The sequence below is a fragment of the Bacillus sp. I-2 genome, from assembly GCF_001974945.1.
GTDB classification, from domain to species: domain Bacteria; phylum Bacillota; class Bacilli; order Bacillales; family Bacillaceae; genus Bacillus; species Bacillus safensis.
In genome coordinates this window covers 137,074-155,741 of the sequence record NZ_LZRW01000011.1, presented here as the reverse complement: position 1 = coordinate 155,741, position 18,668 = coordinate 137,074, and the positions used below count along the sequence as shown (strand labels likewise).

General features: G+C 44.1%; 19 protein-coding genes and 1 riboswitch. All 19 genes read right to left on the bottom strand.

Going from position 1 to position 18,668, the window contains the following annotated elements:
• Positions 1-72 precede the first annotated feature (72 nt).
• The gene (cobA, locus tag BAE31_RS04260; protein WP_041108928.1) at positions 73-828 is read right to left on the bottom strand and encodes a uroporphyrinogen-III C-methyltransferase; all 756 of its coding nucleotides are present in this window, start codon (positions 826-828) and stop codon (positions 73-75) included.
• A 29-nt stretch (positions 829-857) separates the two neighbouring features.
• Positions 858-1,451, bottom strand: coding sequence for an adenylyl-sulfate kinase (gene cysC / locus BAE31_RS04255; RefSeq protein ID WP_034281722.1), 594 nt, complete (start codon positions 1,449-1,451; stop codon positions 858-860).
• Positions 1,452-1,465: 14 nt separating this feature from the next.
• Positions 1,466-2,602, bottom strand: coding sequence for a sulfate adenylyltransferase (gene sat, locus BAE31_RS04250; RefSeq protein ID WP_041108927.1), 1,137 nt, complete (start codon positions 2,600-2,602; stop codon positions 1,466-1,468).
• 57 nt (positions 2,603-2,659) lie between these two features.
• Entirely contained in the window at positions 2,660-3,724 is a 1,065-nt protein-coding gene (locus BAE31_RS04245; protein WP_041108926.1) for an inorganic phosphate transporter, read from the bottom strand.
• A gap of 13 nt (positions 3,725-3,737) precedes the next feature.
• Positions 3,738-4,439 (bottom strand): phosphoadenylyl-sulfate reductase, encoded by a 702-nt coding sequence (locus tag BAE31_RS04240; RefSeq protein ID WP_024424224.1) that lies wholly within the window; start codon positions 4,437-4,439, stop codon positions 3,738-3,740.
• Positions 4,440-4,484: 45 nt separating this feature from the next.
• Positions 4,485-4,589, bottom strand: coding sequence for a DUF2292 domain-containing protein (locus BAE31_RS04235; protein WP_369810469.1), 105 nt, complete (start codon positions 4,587-4,589; stop codon positions 4,485-4,487).
• Between the two features lie 116 nt (positions 4,590-4,705).
• Positions 4,706-4,808, bottom strand: a riboswitch (SAM riboswitch).
• Positions 4,809-4,976: 168 nt separating this feature from the next.
• Entirely contained in the window at positions 4,977-5,615 is a 639-nt protein-coding gene (pyrE, locus tag BAE31_RS04230; RefSeq protein WP_041108925.1) for an orotate phosphoribosyltransferase, read from the bottom strand.
• 7 nt (positions 5,616-5,622) lie between these two features.
• On the bottom strand, positions 5,623-6,327 hold the full coding sequence (pyrF, locus tag BAE31_RS04225; RefSeq protein ID WP_076839535.1) for an orotidine-5'-phosphate decarboxylase: 705 nt from the start codon (positions 6,325-6,327) through the stop codon (positions 5,623-5,625).
• The gene (locus BAE31_RS04220) at positions 6,299-7,231 is read right to left on the bottom strand and encodes a dihydroorotate dehydrogenase (RefSeq protein ID WP_076839534.1); all 933 of its coding nucleotides are present in this window, start codon (positions 7,229-7,231) and stop codon (positions 6,299-6,301) included. The genes pyrF and BAE31_RS04220 overlap by 29 nt, the downstream gene beginning before the upstream one ends.
• Positions 7,225-8,001: a dihydroorotate dehydrogenase electron transfer subunit gene (locus tag BAE31_RS04215; RefSeq protein WP_041117331.1), complete on the bottom strand. Its 777-nt coding sequence runs from the start codon at positions 7,999-8,001 to the stop codon at positions 7,225-7,227. The genes BAE31_RS04220 and BAE31_RS04215 overlap by 7 nt, the downstream gene beginning before the upstream one ends.
• The gene (gene carB, locus BAE31_RS04210) at positions 7,998-11,213 is read right to left on the bottom strand and encodes a carbamoyl-phosphate synthase (glutamine-hydrolyzing) large subunit (RefSeq protein WP_034623677.1); all 3,216 of its coding nucleotides are present in this window, start codon (positions 11,211-11,213) and stop codon (positions 7,998-8,000) included. Before carB ends, BAE31_RS04215 begins: the two co-directional genes overlap by 4 nt.
• Positions 11,198-12,292, bottom strand: coding sequence for a carbamoyl phosphate synthase small subunit (locus tag BAE31_RS04205; RefSeq protein ID WP_024424230.1), 1,095 nt, complete (start codon positions 12,290-12,292; stop codon positions 11,198-11,200). Before BAE31_RS04205 ends, carB begins: the two co-directional genes overlap by 16 nt.
• Positions 12,289-13,575, bottom strand: coding sequence for a dihydroorotase (locus BAE31_RS04200; RefSeq protein WP_024424231.1), 1,287 nt, complete (start codon positions 13,573-13,575; stop codon positions 12,289-12,291). Before BAE31_RS04200 ends, BAE31_RS04205 begins: the two co-directional genes overlap by 4 nt.
• Complete coding sequence (locus BAE31_RS04195) at positions 13,559-14,482, bottom strand: aspartate carbamoyltransferase catalytic subunit (RefSeq protein WP_024424232.1); 924 nt, start codon at positions 14,480-14,482, stop codon at positions 13,559-13,561. Before BAE31_RS04195 ends, BAE31_RS04200 begins: the two co-directional genes overlap by 17 nt.
• 130 nt (positions 14,483-14,612) lie before the next feature.
• Positions 14,613-15,941 carry a solute carrier family 23 protein gene (locus tag BAE31_RS04190; RefSeq protein WP_076839532.1) on the bottom strand — a complete coding sequence of 443 codons (1,329 nt, stop codon included), beginning with the start codon at positions 15,939-15,941 and terminating at the stop codon, positions 14,613-14,615.
• A 155-nt stretch (positions 15,942-16,096) separates the two neighbouring features.
• Positions 16,097-16,639, bottom strand: a complete 543-nt coding sequence (pyrR, locus tag BAE31_RS04185; RefSeq protein WP_024424234.1) for a bifunctional pyr operon transcriptional regulator/uracil phosphoribosyltransferase PyrR — start codon at positions 16,637-16,639, stop codon at positions 16,097-16,099.
• A gap of 170 nt (positions 16,640-16,809) precedes the next feature.
• Positions 16,810-17,724, bottom strand: coding sequence for an RluA family pseudouridine synthase (locus BAE31_RS04180; protein ID WP_061109813.1), 915 nt, complete (start codon positions 17,722-17,724; stop codon positions 16,810-16,812).
• Positions 17,721-18,188, bottom strand: a complete 468-nt coding sequence (lspA, locus tag BAE31_RS04175; RefSeq protein WP_024424236.1) for a signal peptidase II — start codon at positions 18,186-18,188, stop codon at positions 17,721-17,723. The genes BAE31_RS04180 and lspA overlap by 4 nt, the downstream gene beginning before the upstream one ends.
• Before the next feature lie 94 nt (positions 18,189-18,282).
• The gene (locus BAE31_RS04170) at positions 18,283-18,657 is read right to left on the bottom strand and encodes a TraR/DksA family transcriptional regulator (protein WP_024424237.1); all 375 of its coding nucleotides are present in this window, start codon (positions 18,655-18,657) and stop codon (positions 18,283-18,285) included.
• Positions 18,658-18,668: the final 11 nt, after the last annotated feature.

Below are 18,668 nucleotides of genomic sequence, written 5' to 3'. Positions count from 1 at the left end.
GGCTCCTCCCTCTCACTTGTTTTCATCAGACGAAAAGACACGATGTATGCACGTGTCTTTTCTCTATCATTCTCATTTCTCGATTAATGCAGGTTCAAACCAGTTCAGCTTTTGATGAAAATGAACGACATCTCCAACAACAATTAAACTTGGATGCTCGATCCCTTCTTTTTCAACGGTTTCAGACAGTGTCGCAACCGTGCAGCAAGTTGTCTTTTGCCTTGTTGTGGTTCCCCAGTGTATAAATGCAGCGGGTGTTTCAGGGTCCCGTCCATTTTTCAAAAGCAGGCGCTGCACTCTCTCCACGTTTTTGACACCCATGTAAATCACAAGAGTATCAATCCCTGTAGCCAGCGCCTCCCACTTTTCTTCAAAATGTTCATCCTTTTGATAGTGACCCGTGACAAAAGCAACATTTGAGCTGAATTCACGATGTGTCACAGGGATGCCCGCATAAGCAGCCGCTGCAATACCAGAAGTAATTCCCGGGACGACCTCATACGGAATTCCGTGCTCAGCTAAGCATTCGATTTCTTCACCGCCGCGGCCAAAGACAAAGGGGTCGCCGCCTTTCAGCCGAACGACAACGTTCCCTTCCTTTGCATGAGCCACAAGCGCTTCATTGATGGCTTCCTGTCTCATTGTATGATGATTTGGCAGCTTGCCGCAATAAATCAATTCCGCCTCCGGTTTGGCATGGGCGAGAATTTCTTGATTGACAAGACGATCATATAAGATGACATCTGCCTGCTGTATCGCCTTATGGGCCTTTAATGTTATTAAATCTGGGTCACCGGGTCCAGCACCCACAATGTATACTTTCCCCATCTTGCTTTTCTCCCCCTGCCATCAGGCGATTATTTCGTTGTTCCTTTTACATAATCAACAAGACGCTGTTTGGATTCCTCACGGGATAATTCCCCTGTATCTAATACGAGCTCAGGCGCAGCAGGCTCTTCATACGGTGAATCGATTCCAGTGAAAAATGGAATTTCACCGTTTCTCGCCTTTTTATATAACCCTTTTGGATCACGCTCTTCACACACGTTCAGATCACATTTGACAAACACTTCGTGAAATTCTCCATCTTCGACCAACTGTCTGACAGTGTGGCGGTCTTCTTGAAATGGAGAAATAAAAGCAGTGATGACAATCGTCCCTTGCTCCACAAATAATTTTGCTACTTCTCCGATCCGGCGGATGTTTTCTTTTCTGTCATCATCTGAAAACCCTAGATCTTTATTGAGTCCGTGCCGCACATTATCGCCGTCAAGAACTGTGACTTGGTAGCCTTGTTCAAACAGCTCTCTTGCAGCTGCATTCGCGATCGTTGATTTACCTGACCCGCTTAGACCTGTAAGCCAGATAATGCCGCTCGTATGATTGTTTTTCTGTTGATATTCTTTTTTTGTAATAGATGAATCATGCCACACGATATGTTCGTTGCTCATGTCATACCCTCCCATTAAGATACCGTCGTTTTTAATCCTTCGATTAATGTTTCAATGACTTCTTTTCGGCTGAACGTGCTTGGTGGTAATTCACCGTTTCTCAGCATTGTTCGAACCTTTGTACCTGAAAGAATGACATGCTCGCTTTTGTCGTGAGGACACGTTTTTGGTGTGGCCATCGCTTCACATGTATTACAGTAGAAGCTGTGTTCAAATTTTAATGGAGTAATGCCGATTTCTTCGCTTGTAAATTGATCAAATAGTTCCTGCGCCTCGTATGTGCCGTAATAGTCACCAACACCTGCATGATCTCTTCCAACAATAAAATGGGTGCAGCCATAATTTTTCCGTACTAGCGCATGAAAAATGGCTTCCTTTGGTCCAGCATAACGCATTGCAGCAGGAAAAACACCTAAAAAGACGCGGTCTTTTGGATAATAACCGTCCAATAATACTTGATAGCTTTTCATTCTTACATCTGCCGGGATGTCGTCAGATTTTGTTTCACCGACAAGCGGATTTAAAAATAAACCATCGACTGTTTCCAGTGCTGTTTTTTGAATATATTCATGGGCACGATGAACCGGGTTTCTCGTTTGGAAACCAACAATGGTTTTCCAGCCGTTTTCTTTAAAATGACGTCTTGTTTCTTCTGGCTCATACGTAAATTGAGGGAATGGTTTTTCACTGCGTTTCGTCAGTGTAATTTTTCCGCCGATGTAAGTATCGCCGCGTTCAAATAATTTTTTCACGCCTGGATGATTGCGGTCATCTGTTTTATAGACATTCACCGCTTCTTTTTCCTTATCTGGTGTGTATTGATCCTCTACTTCAATGATTCCATATACAGTTCCATTGTAGGATAAACGCACGATATCGCCTTGATGGATTTCCGCCGCCTTTTCTTTTGTCACTGGCAGTGTAATAGGAAGAGACCAAACGACACCACTTGCTAGCCGCATACTGCTTACAACTGCTTCATAATCAGCTTTTGTTAAAAACCCTTCAATTGGACTATATCCGCCAATTGCAATGAGTTCAAGGTCTGCAAAGGAAATCGCATCTAGTTCGATTTCCTTCGCAGCCGTGCTGAGATCATATTCTTCATTTACTCGATTAATTAATACGCCACCATGTGGTGTTAAACTCATTTGTTCATCTTCCTCTCAATGTTCATATTTATTAGATGTTAATAGTCGGATTTATGGTTAAATCCCGCCGCCCTGTTCATGAATAGAGCTGCTTTCATTTTTGACTGCCTTCATCAGACTCAGCGCACCAAGTGAGGCAAGCAGTACACTCATCATGATAAAGATAGAGTAATAGTCTCCTTTTAAGAAAAGGCTCACAAGCAAATACGATAGGCTGAGTGATAAGAAAGGTGAGACCACCCACACCTTCAGCATTTTTTTCACAACATGTTTGTGAAAAATGTTAGGCCCCCCTTTTGCCATTCCAAGCCCGATAATAGACGAGGAGGTGATTTGCGTAAGTGGAACGGGCAGCCCCAAAATAGAGCTGACGATGACAAGCCCGGCACCGGTACTCGAAAGTAAAATCCCTTCGCCTGTTTGATAGCGGGTAATTTTCTTTCCGTTTGTTTCCAGCACTCTTCTGCCTAGCAAGAGGGCCCCTGCTGCGACGAAGATTCCGCCGTAAAGTGTTCCCTGCCCAACTGACAAAACGCCTGAAGCGACGAGCGGGCCGACGGCATTTGCCACATTGTTCATACCGGCTGAAAATGCCTCTAAAAATCCACTAAGGATTAATATGACAGATAAAATAGCTGTACCTTTTTTAGACAGCTTCCGTTTAGGGAACATTCTGATGATTTTGACGACAGCAAAGGTAAAAAGAAAGGCGAAAAGCGGGATGATGACCCAAAATGCCACAATCACTAAAATGGATTTCACAAACAATACTTTATATGCGACTGCCACACCAACCACAGCCCCTACTGTGACCTCACTTGTTGATAAAGGAATCGCTATCAGATTCGCTATGAAAAGTGATAGTGCAGCAGAACCAATGATAATACAAACGATTTCAAGTGTAATGACTGATTCTGGCATAATACCAGAGCTGATCGTTTTGACGACCTCGCCGCCGCCAATCACTGAACCTGCTAAAATCCCCACTGCACAAAAACTGAGTGCATAAATGGGCTTTTGAATGGCACCTGATCCATACGCTATGCCCATAGAAGCAGCTGCCCCGCTTGCGCCTATGTTTAAAGCAAAGAATAGACTAAATAAAATTGCGGCGATTTCCATACATTATGCTCCCTTACTCATGTAATCCGCACTCTGTCTTTGCTGTTCCTGACCATCTGCCAGAACGCAGATCGTCTGCAGTAAATGCTGGCTGTGTACACGGTGCACAGCCGATACTTGGATATCCTTGGTCATGCAGCGGATTATAAGTAAGTTCCTCTCTAGATGCATATCTCCATATGTCCTTCCACGTCCAATGGATGAGCGGACATACTTTCACTGATTTGAATTTTTCATCCTTATTTAAGAAATTCGTCCCTGCTCGTTTTGGTGACTGCTCTCTTCTTAAACCAGAAAGCCATGCTGGATAACCAGATAGCGCTTCTTGCAAAGGAATGACCTTACGCATATGGCAGCAGCTTTGAGGATCTGTTTTCCATAATTGATCACCGTGCTGCTCATTTTGCTGTTCAACCGTCAGCTCTGGCGTTTTCAGTACAATGTCTAAACCCGGGTATCTTTCCTTTACCGCATCAATTGTGTCGTAAGTTTCTTTAAAATGCAGACCTGTATCTAAAAAGACAATTCTCGCATCTTTTTTTACTTTTGCAATCAGATCAATCAGAACGATGCCCTCAATCCCAAAGCTGCACGCATATACGAGCTGGTCACCATAATGACCGTACGCCCATTTCAGTACAGACAGGGCTCCTTTATACAAATCATCTTCTTGAAATGTAATGGACGGCTCTTGCCAATTTTCATAAGTTAACATGATTTCTCCCCTTCCGGAGTACCGCTCATATTGCTATTTTCCGCACTACTTTAATCTAATTTTTTCGTTTTTTTCCACTTGAATCACTTGACCGTCCTGAACAATTAACGTAATTGAACCGAATTTCATATCCCCAATCAGTTCTTGCATATGCTTTACTAAGTCCTCATCCTGATTTTGTTTCACTTCCATCTCCTCTTCCTCCTCACCGTTAAAATAAAAAAACTTTCTTTCAGTCCGAAAGAAAGATGAGGAAGCTCACAATTTCCTTATCTTTCAAAATAGAATCATTTTGCAGGAAGTAGCACCTTGCGAATCGCAGGTTGCCGGGTTTCATCGGGCCAGTCCCTCCACCTCTCTGGATAAGAGTTTCAATTTGTCTTAAATATTAACACAATTCAAACAAAAGTCAACCCGACTTTATTGATAGGATTAGTTTTTATTAAAATTTGAGTCTATTTTACTATTTTTACCCAAATGAAAAAGCCGTGCGGGCAGGCACAGCTTTTGAAATTGTTAACGTTGGACTTTGACTTTTCAGACCGTTTCTTCCATCCAAGATTCAGACGAAGGATCTTGTCTCCAGCGTTTTAGTTTGTTCATCGCAGACGGCTCAATCGCTTTCAGTTCAAGTGCCACGTCTGTCAATGTGTCATAGTCTGTCAGGGTGACAAATGGAATATTTTTTTCTTGAAAAGCGGCTGCTGCTTTTGGCAGTCCGTATGTGAAGATTGCGGCAACTCCTAGTACCTCGCAGCCCTCAGCTTGAAGAGCAGCAACCACTTCCAGCACACTGCCTCCTGTGGAAATAAGGTCTTCGACGACGACAACCTTTTGGCCTTTCGATACGGCCCCTTCAATTTGATTTCCTTTGCCGTGTGCTTTCGGCTTACTTCTGACATAACACATCGGGATGTTCAAGCGGTCTGCTGCTAATGCTGCATGCGGAATGCCTGCTGTTGCAGTACCCGCAACAACCTCTGCTCCCTTGAAATGAGTGAGAATCAAATCTTTTAGACCTTCCGCAATGTCGTGTCTGACTTCTGGATATGATAATGTGAGGCGGTTATCACAATAGATCGGTGATTTTATACCGCTCGCCCATGTAAACGGTTCGTCTGGTTTTAATGAGACCGCTTTGATTTGTAATAGATGTTTCGCGATTTTTGATTTCATCTGGCAGTCACTCCCACTCTTTCAAAATTTGATGATAAGCTTCTATTGGTTTATCAGCTTTTGTGATTGATCTCCCGACAACAATTTGTGAAACACCTTGCTCTTTTGCATAGGCAGGTGTCGCCACACGCTGTTGGTCATCAGTTTGATCATTTGGTAAGCGAATACCTGGCGTTACAGTGAGAAAGGAGGGTGAGATATGTTCATGAAGTGCTTTAGATTCATGAACAGAGCAAACAACCCCGTCCAGCCCACTTTCATATGCTAATTGTCCGTACCGGATAACAGTCTCTTGCAGCGGACGGTCAATGAGTAATTCTTTTCTCATCATGGCTTCTGACGTACTAGTCAGCTGGGTCACTGCAATAATGCCCGGACGGCTTTGTCCAGCAGGAGTCCCGCTTTCAAGTCCCTCTAACGCAGCCTGCATCATTCGTTTCCCGCCAGCCGCATGCACATTGACCAAGTCAACGCCAAGTGCGGCAAGCCGGTTCATCGCTTTTTGCACCGTTGTTGGAATGTCATGTAATTTTAGATCGAGAAAAATGCGGCAATTTTTTTCTTTCAGCGCATCAAGGATGGCAGGTCCTTCTTGGTAAAACAGCTCCATGCCGACCTTCACAAATAATGGTGTCCCTTCAAAGGGATCTAAAAAGGCAAGCGCCTCTTGTCCTGAAGGAAAATCAAGCGCGATGATGGGCAAGTGCTTCATGTTTCCAGCTCCTTCCGATACATTCCTCTACAGATGAATAACCATATGCTGCTAACACATTTGGCAGCTCTTCAATGATTTCCAGGCAAATAAATGGATTCACAAAATTGGCTGTACCGACAGCTACTGCACTTGCACCTGCTAGTAAAAATTCAAGTACATCTTCAGCACTTTGCACTCCGCCCATCCCGATAATCGGAATAGAAACCGCTTGACTCACCTCATGCACCATGCGCACAGCGACAGGTTTGACAGCTGGTCCTGATAATCCGCCTGTTTTATTGGCAAGGATGGGTTTCCCCGTTTTTAAATCTAAACGCATCCCGATTAATGTGTTAATCATGGTGAGTCCATCCGCTCCAGCAGCTTCAATCGCTTGAGCAATCTCCACAATATTGGCTACGTTAGGTGACAGCTTGACATAGACAGGTACAGAAGAGACGTCCTTGACTGCTTTTGTCAATGATGCTGCCATATTTGGATCTGTACCAAAGGCGATTCCGCCGGTTTTAACATTTGGGCAAGAAATATTCAGCTCAAGGGCATGAACATTTTTTGCTTGGCTGATTTGCTTGGCTACTTCAACATAATCTTCAACCTGTGAGCCAGCAACATTCGCAATAATAGGCGTATCAAACTGCTCAAGCCAAGGCAATTCATTTTCAAGCACGCCTTTTAGACCTGGATTTTGAAGGCCGATTGCATTGAGCATACCAGCTCCTGTCTCGGCTACCCTTGGAGTCGGATTGCCAAATCTCGGTTCAAGGGTTGTGGCTTTGATCATGATACCGCCCAGCAATGATAGGTCATATAAGGATGCAAATTCTCTCCCGAATCCAAAGCAGCCTGATGCAGGGATAATTGGATTCTTTAAAGATAATCCCGGTAACTCAACGTTTAGCATGACAATGCCACCTCCTCTGCTTTAAAAACAGGTCCATCAAGACACACTTTGACGTAAGGTTTGTCGAGCTGATCGGTATGACAGACACATGCAAAGCAGGCACCAATCCCGCAGCCCATTCGTTCTTCCATCGAAATGTAGACGGGCTTATCAGGATACGTGTCTTTCAGCGCTTTTAGCATAGGTGTTGGACCGCAGGAAAGCAGCACATCAAAGCTCAGGTTTTGCTCTTTTATCACATCTGTTACAAAGCCTTTAGCACCGTATGTGCCATCAACCGTTGCAATAAATGTATCGCCGAGTGCTTGAAATTTCTCCTCGTAAAATACATCCTTTTTCGATTGAAAGCCGAGGACATGCTTTACGATGACGCCTTTTTTCGTTAAACGCTTGGACAGTTCATATAGAGGCGGTACGCCAATTCCGCCGCCGACTAGTAATGCCGTCTCTCCGGGCTTGACGACTGAAGGATCATACCCGTTTCCAAGCGGCCCTAATACATCGACTGATTCTCCCTCCCGCTTTTGGGAGAGGAGCTTTGTGCCCTCTCCCTCTGCGCGGTAAATGATAGTTGCTTCTTTTTGCTCGGCATGAATGTTGGCAATACTGATCGGTCTTCTCAGCAGCGGTGTCATGGATTCACTGACCTTTAGATGAAGAAATTGTCCAGCCGTTTGAAAGGAGTCCACAAGGTCACCTTTTAATGTCATTTCGTAAATATGATCAGCGATCTCTCGGTTCGAGACGACCGTCAAGTATGCTTTTTTCATATCGTTACTGTCACCTCAGCATTCGTTTTCACTTCTGGCATTTCATCCGCTCTAAATGTCATGCTCTCTAGCACTCTTAAAATGGCTTCTGCTGTATCTAGTGACGTTAAGCAAGCCACTCCGTTTTCAACAGATTCACGTCTAATTCTAAAGCCGTCTCTTGCCGGCTGTTTTCCTTTTGTTAATGTGTTGATTACGAATTGGGCTTCCCCGTTTCGAATGACATCAAGAAGATTTTTGCCTTCCTCTCCAATTTTGCCGACCACACTTGATGGAATGGAGGCTTGTTTTAAATAATTCGCCGTTCCTTCTGTTGCTAAAATATGATAGCCGATCGAATGGAATCTTCTTGCGATCTCAAGTCCTTCTTCTTTATCCTTATCAGCCACTGTCAGAAGAACTGTTCCGTCATTAGGGATTTGAATGCCTGATGCAATCAATCCTTTATATAGGGCTTTTTCGATCGTGACATCTTTCCCCATGACTTCACCTGTTGATTTCATTTCAGGCCCGAGTGTAATATCCACTCTTCTTAATTTTGCAAAAGAGAAGACTGGAACTTTGACGTACACCCCTTCTTGCTCTGTATGGAGCCCTTCTTCGTAGCCATAATTTTTGAGCTTGTCTCCTAAGATGACTTTTGTCGCAAGGTTTGCCATCGGGATGCCTGTAATTTTACTTAAGAAAGGAACCGTCCGGCTTGATCGCGGGTTCACTTCAAGTACATACACTTCACCTTTTGATAGGACAAACTGAATGTTCAAAAGCCCAATAATGTTGAGTCCTTTTGCAAGCTTGATCGTGTATTCTGCGATCTTTGCTTTGATGTCCTCAGACAATGTTTGCGGCGGATAGACCGCAATCGAGTCACCAGAGTGAACTCCGGCTCTTTCAATGTGTTCCATAATGCCTGGGATTACGACAGTTTCTCCATCAGACACGGCATCTACTTCAATTTCTTTTCCTGTCAAATACTTGTCAATTAACACTGGATGCTGCGGGTTGACCTTCACCGCATTCTCCATGTAGTGAAGAAGCTCAGCTTCTTGATACACAATTTCCATCGCGCGGCCGCCTAATACATAGGAAGGACGGACAAGGACTGGGTAGCCGATTTGATTGGCAATCGCTACAGCTTCAGGCACAGACGTTGCTGTTTTCCCTTTAGGCTGCGGCACACCAAGTGTTTCTAACGTTTGTTCAAACTTGTCCCGGTTTTCTGCGCGGTCTAGGTCTTCTAGGGAAGTTCCAAGAATTTTAACCCCTCTATTTGACAATTCATCTGCTAGGTTGATCGCCGTTTGTCCGCCGAACTGAACGACGACTCCTTCAGGCTGTTCAAGGTCGATGATATGCATGACATCTTCTACAGTGAGTGGTTCAAAATAGAGCTTATCTGAAATACTAAAGTCTGTTGAGACTGTTTCAGGGTTGTTGTTAATAATGATCGCTTCATAGCCTGCTTGTTTAATTGCCCACACAGAGTGAACAGTCGCATAATCAAATTCAACCCCTTGTCCAATTCGGATAGGACCTGAACCTAATACGATAACGCTTTTCTTGTCTGTACGTTCTGATTCATTTTCATCTTCATATGTGCTGTAGAAATATGGTGTCTCTGATTCAAATTCTGCCGCACATGTATCCACCATTTTGTATACAGGTACAATGCCTGCTTCTTGTCTTAGCTTGTAGACATCCGCTTCGTTCATCTTCCACTCGCGGCTAATGTAGATATCTGAGAAGCCTTTTTCTTTCGCTTCTTTTAATACGTCTGTATTGCCTTTGTTTTCTTTTAATGTCTTCTCAAAGGCGATGATGCCTTCCAGCTTATGAAGGAAGAAGTAATCAATTTTTGAGAATTCGTGTATTTGTTCGACTGTATAGCCTCTTCTAAGCGCCTCAGCGATATAAAATAATCGTTCGTCTCCCGCTTTGATAATCCGCTTTTCAAGCACTTCATTTGTAATGTCTGCTTCATCTTTTAATTCAATGTGATGCACATCGGCTTCAAGTGAACGTACAGCTTTTAGAAGAGACTCTTCTAATGTGCGGCCGATTGCCATGACTTCACCAGTTGCCTTCATTTGCGTACCAAGACGCCTGTTCGCTGATTCAAATTTATCGAACGGCCAGCGCGGTATTTTTGAAACGATATAGTCAAGTGCCGGCTCAAAGGCTGCATAGGTTTTACCTGTGACTGGGTTCATCATTTCATCAAGCGTTAAGCCGACAGCAATTTTCGCTGCCAATTTGGCAATTGGATAGCCTGTCGCTTTTGACGCAAGCGCAGATGAACGGCTCACACGCGGGTTTACCTCGATGATATAGTATTGAAAGCTGTTTGGATCAAGTGCCAGCTGAACGTTACAGCCGCCTTCAATACCAAGTGCACGGATCAGCTTAAGCGACACATTACGAAGCAGCTGATATTCACGGTCACTTAACGTTTGGCTTGGTGCTACAACAATACTGTCACCTGTATGGATGCCGACAGGGTCAAAGTTTTCCATGTTACAAACAACGATTGCATGGTCACCGCTGTCTCGCATGACTTCATATTCAATTTCTTTAAAGCCGGCAATGCTTTTTTCAAGTAAGCATTGTGTGACTGGGCTTAGCTTCAGACCGTTTTCAACGATTTCCTTCAGTTCTTGCTCGTTTGTACAAATACCGCCGCCCGTTCCGCCTAATGTATAGGCTGGTCTGACAATGACAGGGAAACCGATTTGATCCGTGAACGCCATCGCTTCTTCAAGGTTATGAATGATTTCACTTTCTGGTACCGGCTCATTTAGTTCATTCATTAAATTACGGAATAAATCTCTATCCTCTGCTTTTTGAATGGCTGACAGCTTTGTACCGAGTACTTCAACGCCGCATTCAGCTAATACGCCAAGCTCTGATAATTCAACTGCAAGGTTTAATCCGGTTTGCCCGCCAAGTGTTGGCAAGATCGCATCAGGGCGTTCTTTTCGAATGATTCGTGTTAAAAATTCTGGTGTCAGTGGTTCGATGTATACCTTGTCGGCCATTTCTGTATCTGTCATGATGGTCGCAGGGTTAGAGTTGACAAGAACGACTTCATAGCCCTCTTCTTTTAGCGCTAAGCAAGCCTGTGTGCCTGCATAGTCAAACTCCGCTGCCTGACCGATGATGATAGGACCTGATCCGATTACTAAAATCTTTTTGATGTCTACGCGTTTTGGCATACTTCTTCCCCTTCTTTCTCAGTCGTATGAATCATTTCCATGAACTGGTCAAATAAGTAGTTTGCATCTTCTGGACCCGGTGATGCTTCTGGGTGGTACTGAACAGTGAATGCTGGTGCTTCTTTATGTTTTAATCCTTCAATCGTATTGTCGTTTAGGGCAATATGTGTGACTTCGAGCACGTCTTCGTTAATACTGCTAACCGTGTAGCCGTGGTTTTGAGAAGTCAGTGTCACCTTGCCAGTTGCTAGTTCTTTCACCGGATGGTTTGATCCTCTGTGGCCAAATTTCATTTTTTCTGTGCTTGCACCGCACGCTAGAGCAAACAATTGATGTCCGAGGCATATACCAAAGAGCGGCACCTTTCCAATCAATTGCTGAATCATCTCAACGGCTTCCGGTACATCCACAGGATCTCCAGGTCCGTTTGAAAGCATGATGCCATCAGGCTTTAGCTGCAGCACTTCATCTGCAGTGATGTTGTATGGCACCACAATGACGTCGCAGTCACGTTTATTGAGCTCGCGCAAAATGCCGTGCTTCATGCCGAAATCGACAAGGACAATTCTTTTTCCTCTGCCTGGGCTTGGGTACGCATTTTTCACAGATACTTGACTCACTTGATCTGTTGGCAGCTGCAATGTTTGAAGGCGGCGGACAACGTCTTCTACTTGTTCATCAGGTCCTGCGAACGCCCCTCTTAAAGTCCCTGCACTTCGAATCATTCTAGTCAGCTTCCGTGTATCGATTCCGCTCAGCCCCGGAATGTTTTTCATTTTTAAATATTCATCGAGTGAATATGAAGAGCGCCAGTTTGAGGGCTTTTCACAAAGCTCTTTCACAATCAGCCCTTTCACAAACGGTGTGATCGATTCAAAATCGTCACGGTTAATGCCATAGTTGCCGATAAGCGGGTAAGTCAGTGTGACAATTTGCCCGCAGTATGATGGATCAGATAAAATTTCTTGATAGCCCGTCATCCCTGTATTAAAGACGACTTCTCCGACTGATGGTTCTAAGCTGCCAAAGCCTGTTCCTTCGAATACTGTTCCGTTTTCTAGCACTAAGCGTCTCTTCATTTTACTAGTCTCCCCTCTTCATAAACGACTTTCCCAGATGCAAGTGTCATGACCGGCCATCCTGATACAGTCAATTTGTCAAACGGTGTATTTTGCCCTTTAGATAAGAAGCTTGTTTTATCAATTGCCATTTCTTTGTTTAAATCAATAAGTGTGATATCAGCTATATGCCCTTCTTCAAGCTTTCCATATGGAAGAGAAAATGCTTCTGCTGGTTTAATTGTCATATAATCAACGAGTTCCTTTAATGTCCATTCGCCTGTTTTGACAAATCGTGTATACAGAAGCGGGAACGCTGTTTCAAGTCCCACAATTCCAAACGGGGCACGCTGCATGGTTTCGTTCTTTTCTTCTTCTGTATGCGGCGCATGGTCTGTTGCGATGAAATCAATCGTTCCATCTAACAGTCCCTCGATCAATGCCTCGCGATCCTCTTTTCCTCTGAGCGGCGGGTTCATTTTATAATTTGTATCAAGACCTGGAATGTCCGTATCACACAACAGCAGGTGATGCGGTGACACCTCAGCCGTCACACGGATGCCTGCTTTTTTTGCATCGCGTACGACCCGCACAGATTCTTTCGTACTGATATGACATACATGATAATGACAGTTCGCTGCTTCTGCTAAAAGAACATCTCTTGCAATATGCACCGATTCACAAATGGACGGGATTCCGTTTAACCCATTTGCTTTTGAAAATTCTCCTTCATGAACGCACCCGCCGTAAATGAGCGAGTTATCTTCACAGTGCGCCACAATCGCTTGATCAAGACTTGCTGCCTGTTTCATCGCTTCGTACATCATGCCTGCTGTTTGGATGCCGACACCGTCATCTGTAAAAGCAAAGGCGCCTGCTTCTTTTAGTGCTGCAAAATCCGTCATCTCTTCCCCAATTTGTCTCGTTGTGATGGAGGCGTATGGCAGCACTCTCACAGATGAGGTCTCTTCGATTCGATTCATCAGCCATTCCATTTGCTCTTTTGTATCTGGAACCGGCCTTGTATTCGGCATCGCTGCAATCGTCGTATATCCGCCTCTTGCGGCTGCTTTAGAGCCTGTTTCAATCGTTTCCTTTTTCTCTCCGCCCGGCTCTCTTAAATGCACATGCAGATCGATCAAGCCTGGTGACACAAATAGCCCTGCTGCATCAATAACCTCTTCTCCGTCTTCTCTTTCTAGGTGACCAATCGCTTGAATCACTTTTCCTTTTACCCTAATATCCTGCTGCACTCTTTCACCTGTGCTTGTTAAGATAAAACCGTTTTTAATGAGATATGACATAGACAGAATCTCTCCCTTTTTGATGTAGTGTGCTATTTTGAAAAGCTCTTTTTAATACGGCCATTCGGATATAAACACCATTTTCCATTTGTTTGAAAATCCTTGACTGCTTGGACTCTACTAATGAATCATCTATTTCAACACCTCTGTTTACTGGTGCTGGATGCATAATAATCGCGCGTTCTTTCATTTTGTTTGCTCTGTCTACTGTTAATCCATAAGTTGATAAGTAATCTTCACTGCCCATTTTTTCAGCGTGCCGTTCATGCTGGATTCTAAGCAGCATCACCACATCAGATTGTGCGATGGCTTCATCTACTTGGACATACGTTCCGTGAGGGTTTTGTTCATCCTGGAAGGAAGCAGGCCCTGAAAAGAGGACTGTCGCTCCCAGCCTTGAGAGAACCTCAGCATTTGATCTTGCCACCCTGCTATGTTTGATGTCTCCATGAATCGAAATCGTTAAGCCTTCAAAGCCGCCAAACTCTTCAAAGATGGTCATGAGGTCAAGCAGTGATTGGGTTGGGTGCTGTCCGCAGCCATCTCCTGCATTGATGATGGGAATTCCAACCTTCCCGATCAGCTCGTTATAATATTCATCGGTGCTGTCTCTGATCACACATGCCTTTACTCCGATCGATTCGAGTGTTTTTACCGTATCGTAAAGTGTTTCGCCTTTTTGAACGGAGGTGCTTGCTGCATCTAAGCTTAGGACATTCATCCCTAGTTTCTTCTCGGCTACTTCGAAGCTAAAACGTGTTCTTGTGCTTGGTTCAAAGAAAAGGTTTGCCACAAATTCTCCGGCTAATCCATGTTCTTGTTTCCCCTTTTTGAGTGCAGCTGCTTCTTCAATCAGCTGTAAAATCTCTTCTTTTGATAAGCTGCTCATTGTCGATAAATCATTCATTTTTTCTTCCCCCTCTAGTTTTTCATCACTTTCAGGTTCAAAAAAACCCTAAGCCTCGGCAGCTTAGGGTTCTCCAAAAGAAGCAGCGGCACTTTTGTGCATTCTGCTCCATTTAGAACCCTTGTCAGCCTCACTGGACTTCTTTTAAAAGGTTTTCTGTATTTGATTCATTTGAGTTGTCATCTTCTGCTTTTTGATGCGGCAGGATCAGATTTAACAGCACACCCGTAATCGCAGCAAGTGCCATTCCAGATAGGGTGAGATTGATTTGTTTCACCTCAATGAATGCCCCGCCAATCCCTATGACTAGGATGACTGATGCGATAATGAGATTACGCTTTTCTTCAAAATTCACTTTATGATCAATCAGAATTCTCAGGCCGCTTGAAGCAATGATTCCAAAGAGCAGGAACGAAACGCCTCCCATCACCGCGGACGGCACTGTACTGATTAATGCTGAAATTTTCCCTACAAAACCGAAGCAGATCGCAAACACCGCCGCTCCGCCGATGACGAAGATACTGAACACTCTTGTGATGGCCAGTACGCCAATGTTCTCTCCATAAGTTGTTGTTGGCGGTCCGCCAATAAGTGAAGCGAAGATCGTCGCCGCACTGTCTCCTAAAATGGAGCGGTGAAGACCTGGTTTTTTAATAAAATCTTGTCCTACGACCTTACTTAACACCACTTGGTGGCCGATATGCTCAGACATTGTCACAAAGGCAACCGGTACCATCACTGTGAGAATGCTTAAGGTCACAGCAGGTGTATAGTCGACAAATGGCACGACAAAGTCTGGTACAGCAAACCATTTTGCGTCAATGACCGGCTGGAAGTTCACAATGCCTTGTGTTAAGGCAAAGAGATAGCCGCTGATGATGCCGATTAATACTGGGATTAAGCTAAGGAATCCTCTTAGGAAAATCATACTGATAATGGTGACAGCCAGTGTGAAGCCAGCGACCATTAAGTGCTTGAGGCTGTAAACAAGCTCGGTTGCATTCGGATCAACATACATCGCCATGTTGACTGCTGTTCCAGCGAGTCCGAGTCCGATGACCATAATGACTGGTCCTACGACAACCGGCGGCAGAAGCTTCATCAGCCAGCCTGTGCCGAGCCATTTAATGAATAGGGCGATGAGTGCATAAGCGACACCCGCCATGAAGGCGCCAACCATTGCGGCTCCAGAGCCGCCCGTTGCTTTCACATTCAGTATGGGGGCGATGAAGGCAAAGGAAGATCCAAGATACGCCGGAATTTGTCCTCTTGTGATAATTAAGTAAACAATCGTTCCCACACCGCTTGAGATGAGCGCGACGGCTGGACTCATATCAATGATTTTTGGTACAAGAATGGTCGCACCAAACATCGCAAACAAATGCTGCAGGCTAAGTGACAGCCATGTGAATGGTTTTGGGATATCTCGAATGCCTAAATTGGCTTTTTGCTGACTCATGATTTTCCTCCTAGATGTGTCCTTTTTCATTAAAAAAGCCTCTTTGCGAGTATGCGCAAAGAGGCCTAGATAAACCGGACACGTCATGTTAGCCGTGTGCTCGGTGTCTCTGTTATTGCCCTCTTTGCAAACTCTCTGGAATGCATTTAAAAAGGTTATTTTTCATATATAGCGACAAGGTCGTTTTGATCTACTTCATTGAGCTGAACCATGACTGTCTCTGCTTTTGAAGTCGGAATGTTTTTCCCGATATAATCCGCTCGAATCGGCAGCTCCCGGTGTCCTCGGTCGACAAGCACAGCCAGTTGAATGGAAGATGGTCTTCCTACATCCACAAGGGCATCCATAGCTGCTCTCACGGTTCTGCCTGTAAATAGGACATCGTCAACAACAATGAGTGTTTTGTCATTAATGTCAGCTGGTATGTCTGCACCCTTTACAAGCGGGTCTTGGTTGTCTGTCTTTTTTGTCAGGTCATCACGGTATAGCGTAATATCAAGTTCACCCACAGTGACTGGATTCCCTTCAATTTGCTCGATGCGCTCTGCAAGGCGCTTAGCAAGATGTATGCCTCTTGTCTTGATCCCGGCAAGGATGACATCCTTCATCCCTTTGTTGCGCTCAATCATTTCATGTGCAATTCGGGTAAGCGCTCGTCTAATCGCTTGTTCATCAAGAATGACTGCTTTTTGTTCCATCTATTACACCTCTTTTTGACAAATAAAAAGCCCCTTCTGCAAAGGGCAGAGAGGGGCGTTCATTTGTGCATACGCGTGCACAAATTGATCCGTTATCCTTCTCAGCCTCTCTGGACTGTTTTAAAGAATCTCAATTTCTTTGTTTATTATTTCAAAAAAAGAACGGCCTGTCAATCGTTATTTCTTAATGAATCGATAAAGCCTCGCATATCAGCTGGAATTGGTGCTGTGAACTCGATATATTCTCCTGTTCTAGGATGATCAAATCCTAAAACACCTGCATGCAGCAGCTGTCCATTAAAATCGACTGTTTTTCTCGGCCCATATTTCGGATCTCCTGCAAGAGGGTAGCCGATATATTTCATATGAACACGAATTTGGTGTGTTCTTCCCGTTTCAAGACGGCATTCGACAACCGTAAAGTCTTTAAAGCGTTCAATCACATCAAAGTGAGTAACGGCCTGTTTTGCATTTTCTTTTGTGACCGTCATGCTTTGGCGGTCTTTTTTGTCTCTGCCAATTGGTGCATCAATTGTGCCTGTATCATGCTGGATAATACCGTGGACAACAGCTGTATACTTTCTAGTGACAGTTTTAGCCACCAGCTGATTAACGAGTGACTCATGTGCCATATCGTTTTTTGCGACCATTAACAGCCCAGACGTATCTTTATCAATTCGGTGGACAATTCCAGGACGCATCACACCGTTAATCCCTGATAAGTCTTTGCAATGTGCCATCAGTCCATTTACAAGTGTTCCTGACACATGACCCGGCGCTGGATGAACGACCATTCCTCGTGGTTTATTTACGACTAACACATCTGCATCCTCATAATAAATATCAAGATCCATTGGTTCTGCTTCTACATCTAGCGCTTCCGGATCTGGAATCTCCACTTTGATTTGATCCCCAGCTTGTACTTTGTAATTGGCCTTTACTTGTTTCCCGTTTACTTCGATCAGCCCATCTTTTACCCATTGCTGGACTTGGGTTCTTGACCATTCTGGTTCTGTCGTGCTTAGAAATTTATCTAGCCGTTCACTCGTTTGTTCTTCTGAAACGGCAATATTTACTTGATTCATGTAGTTGACTCCTTATTTTTCTTTCCATCTAACAGCATTTGAATGAAGAGCAGAATAACCCCTACACAGAGAGAAGAATCTGCAATATTAAAGATTGGGTAGTGATAATCCCCAAATACGAAATGAGCAAAATCAACCACTTCCTGACGGAAAATACGGTCGATAAAGTTTCCGATCGCTCCGCCAAGCATTAAGGCCAGCGCTACTCCCAGCAGCTTGTCCTTTTGTCCATGTTTTTGTAAGTAATAAACAATTCCCGCAATAACAACGAGTGTGATCACATAGAAAAACCACATTTGCCCTTGGAGAATTCCCCATGCGGCTCCTGAATTTCGGTGAGACGTGATATAAAAGAATCCATCAATGACTGGAACAGAATCACCGAGCATCATATTTTTGACAATGAGCCATTTTGTTAATTGGTCTAAACAAATGATAACGAATGCGATTATGTAATAGAACACTCACGTTCCTCCATCTTCATACTTTGATCTTTAAGCATTTTATCAAGAAAACAGGAAGGAGTAAAGAAACTTTAGTTGACAGACAAAAACCTCCCTACATGTGGAAGGCTTCAAAATGAGAATCATTTGATTCGTAAGGATAAGGAGTGAATGCTTTTTTCTCGTATTGCTTATGATATAAAAAGTCGTCAGCCGTGCGAGCGGTAGGAAGAATACTCATTTGTTCAAGCGGAATCACATCTCCTGTTGCCTCACATATGCCATAGGTTCCTTGTTCGATTTTTGCAATAGCGAGAGACACATCTTGCAGCTCTTCTTTGATGTGATAAAGAAGTGTGGTCGTTTTGACCTCATTCAATGTGACATGCTCAGCGGGTGAACGAAATGATGCGTATTCAAACAGTTTAGATTGCAGCTCTTCTTTCATTTGAAGGAGTTCCGTGTAAATCGTCTCTAGATCGCCATTCATGTCGCTATTTC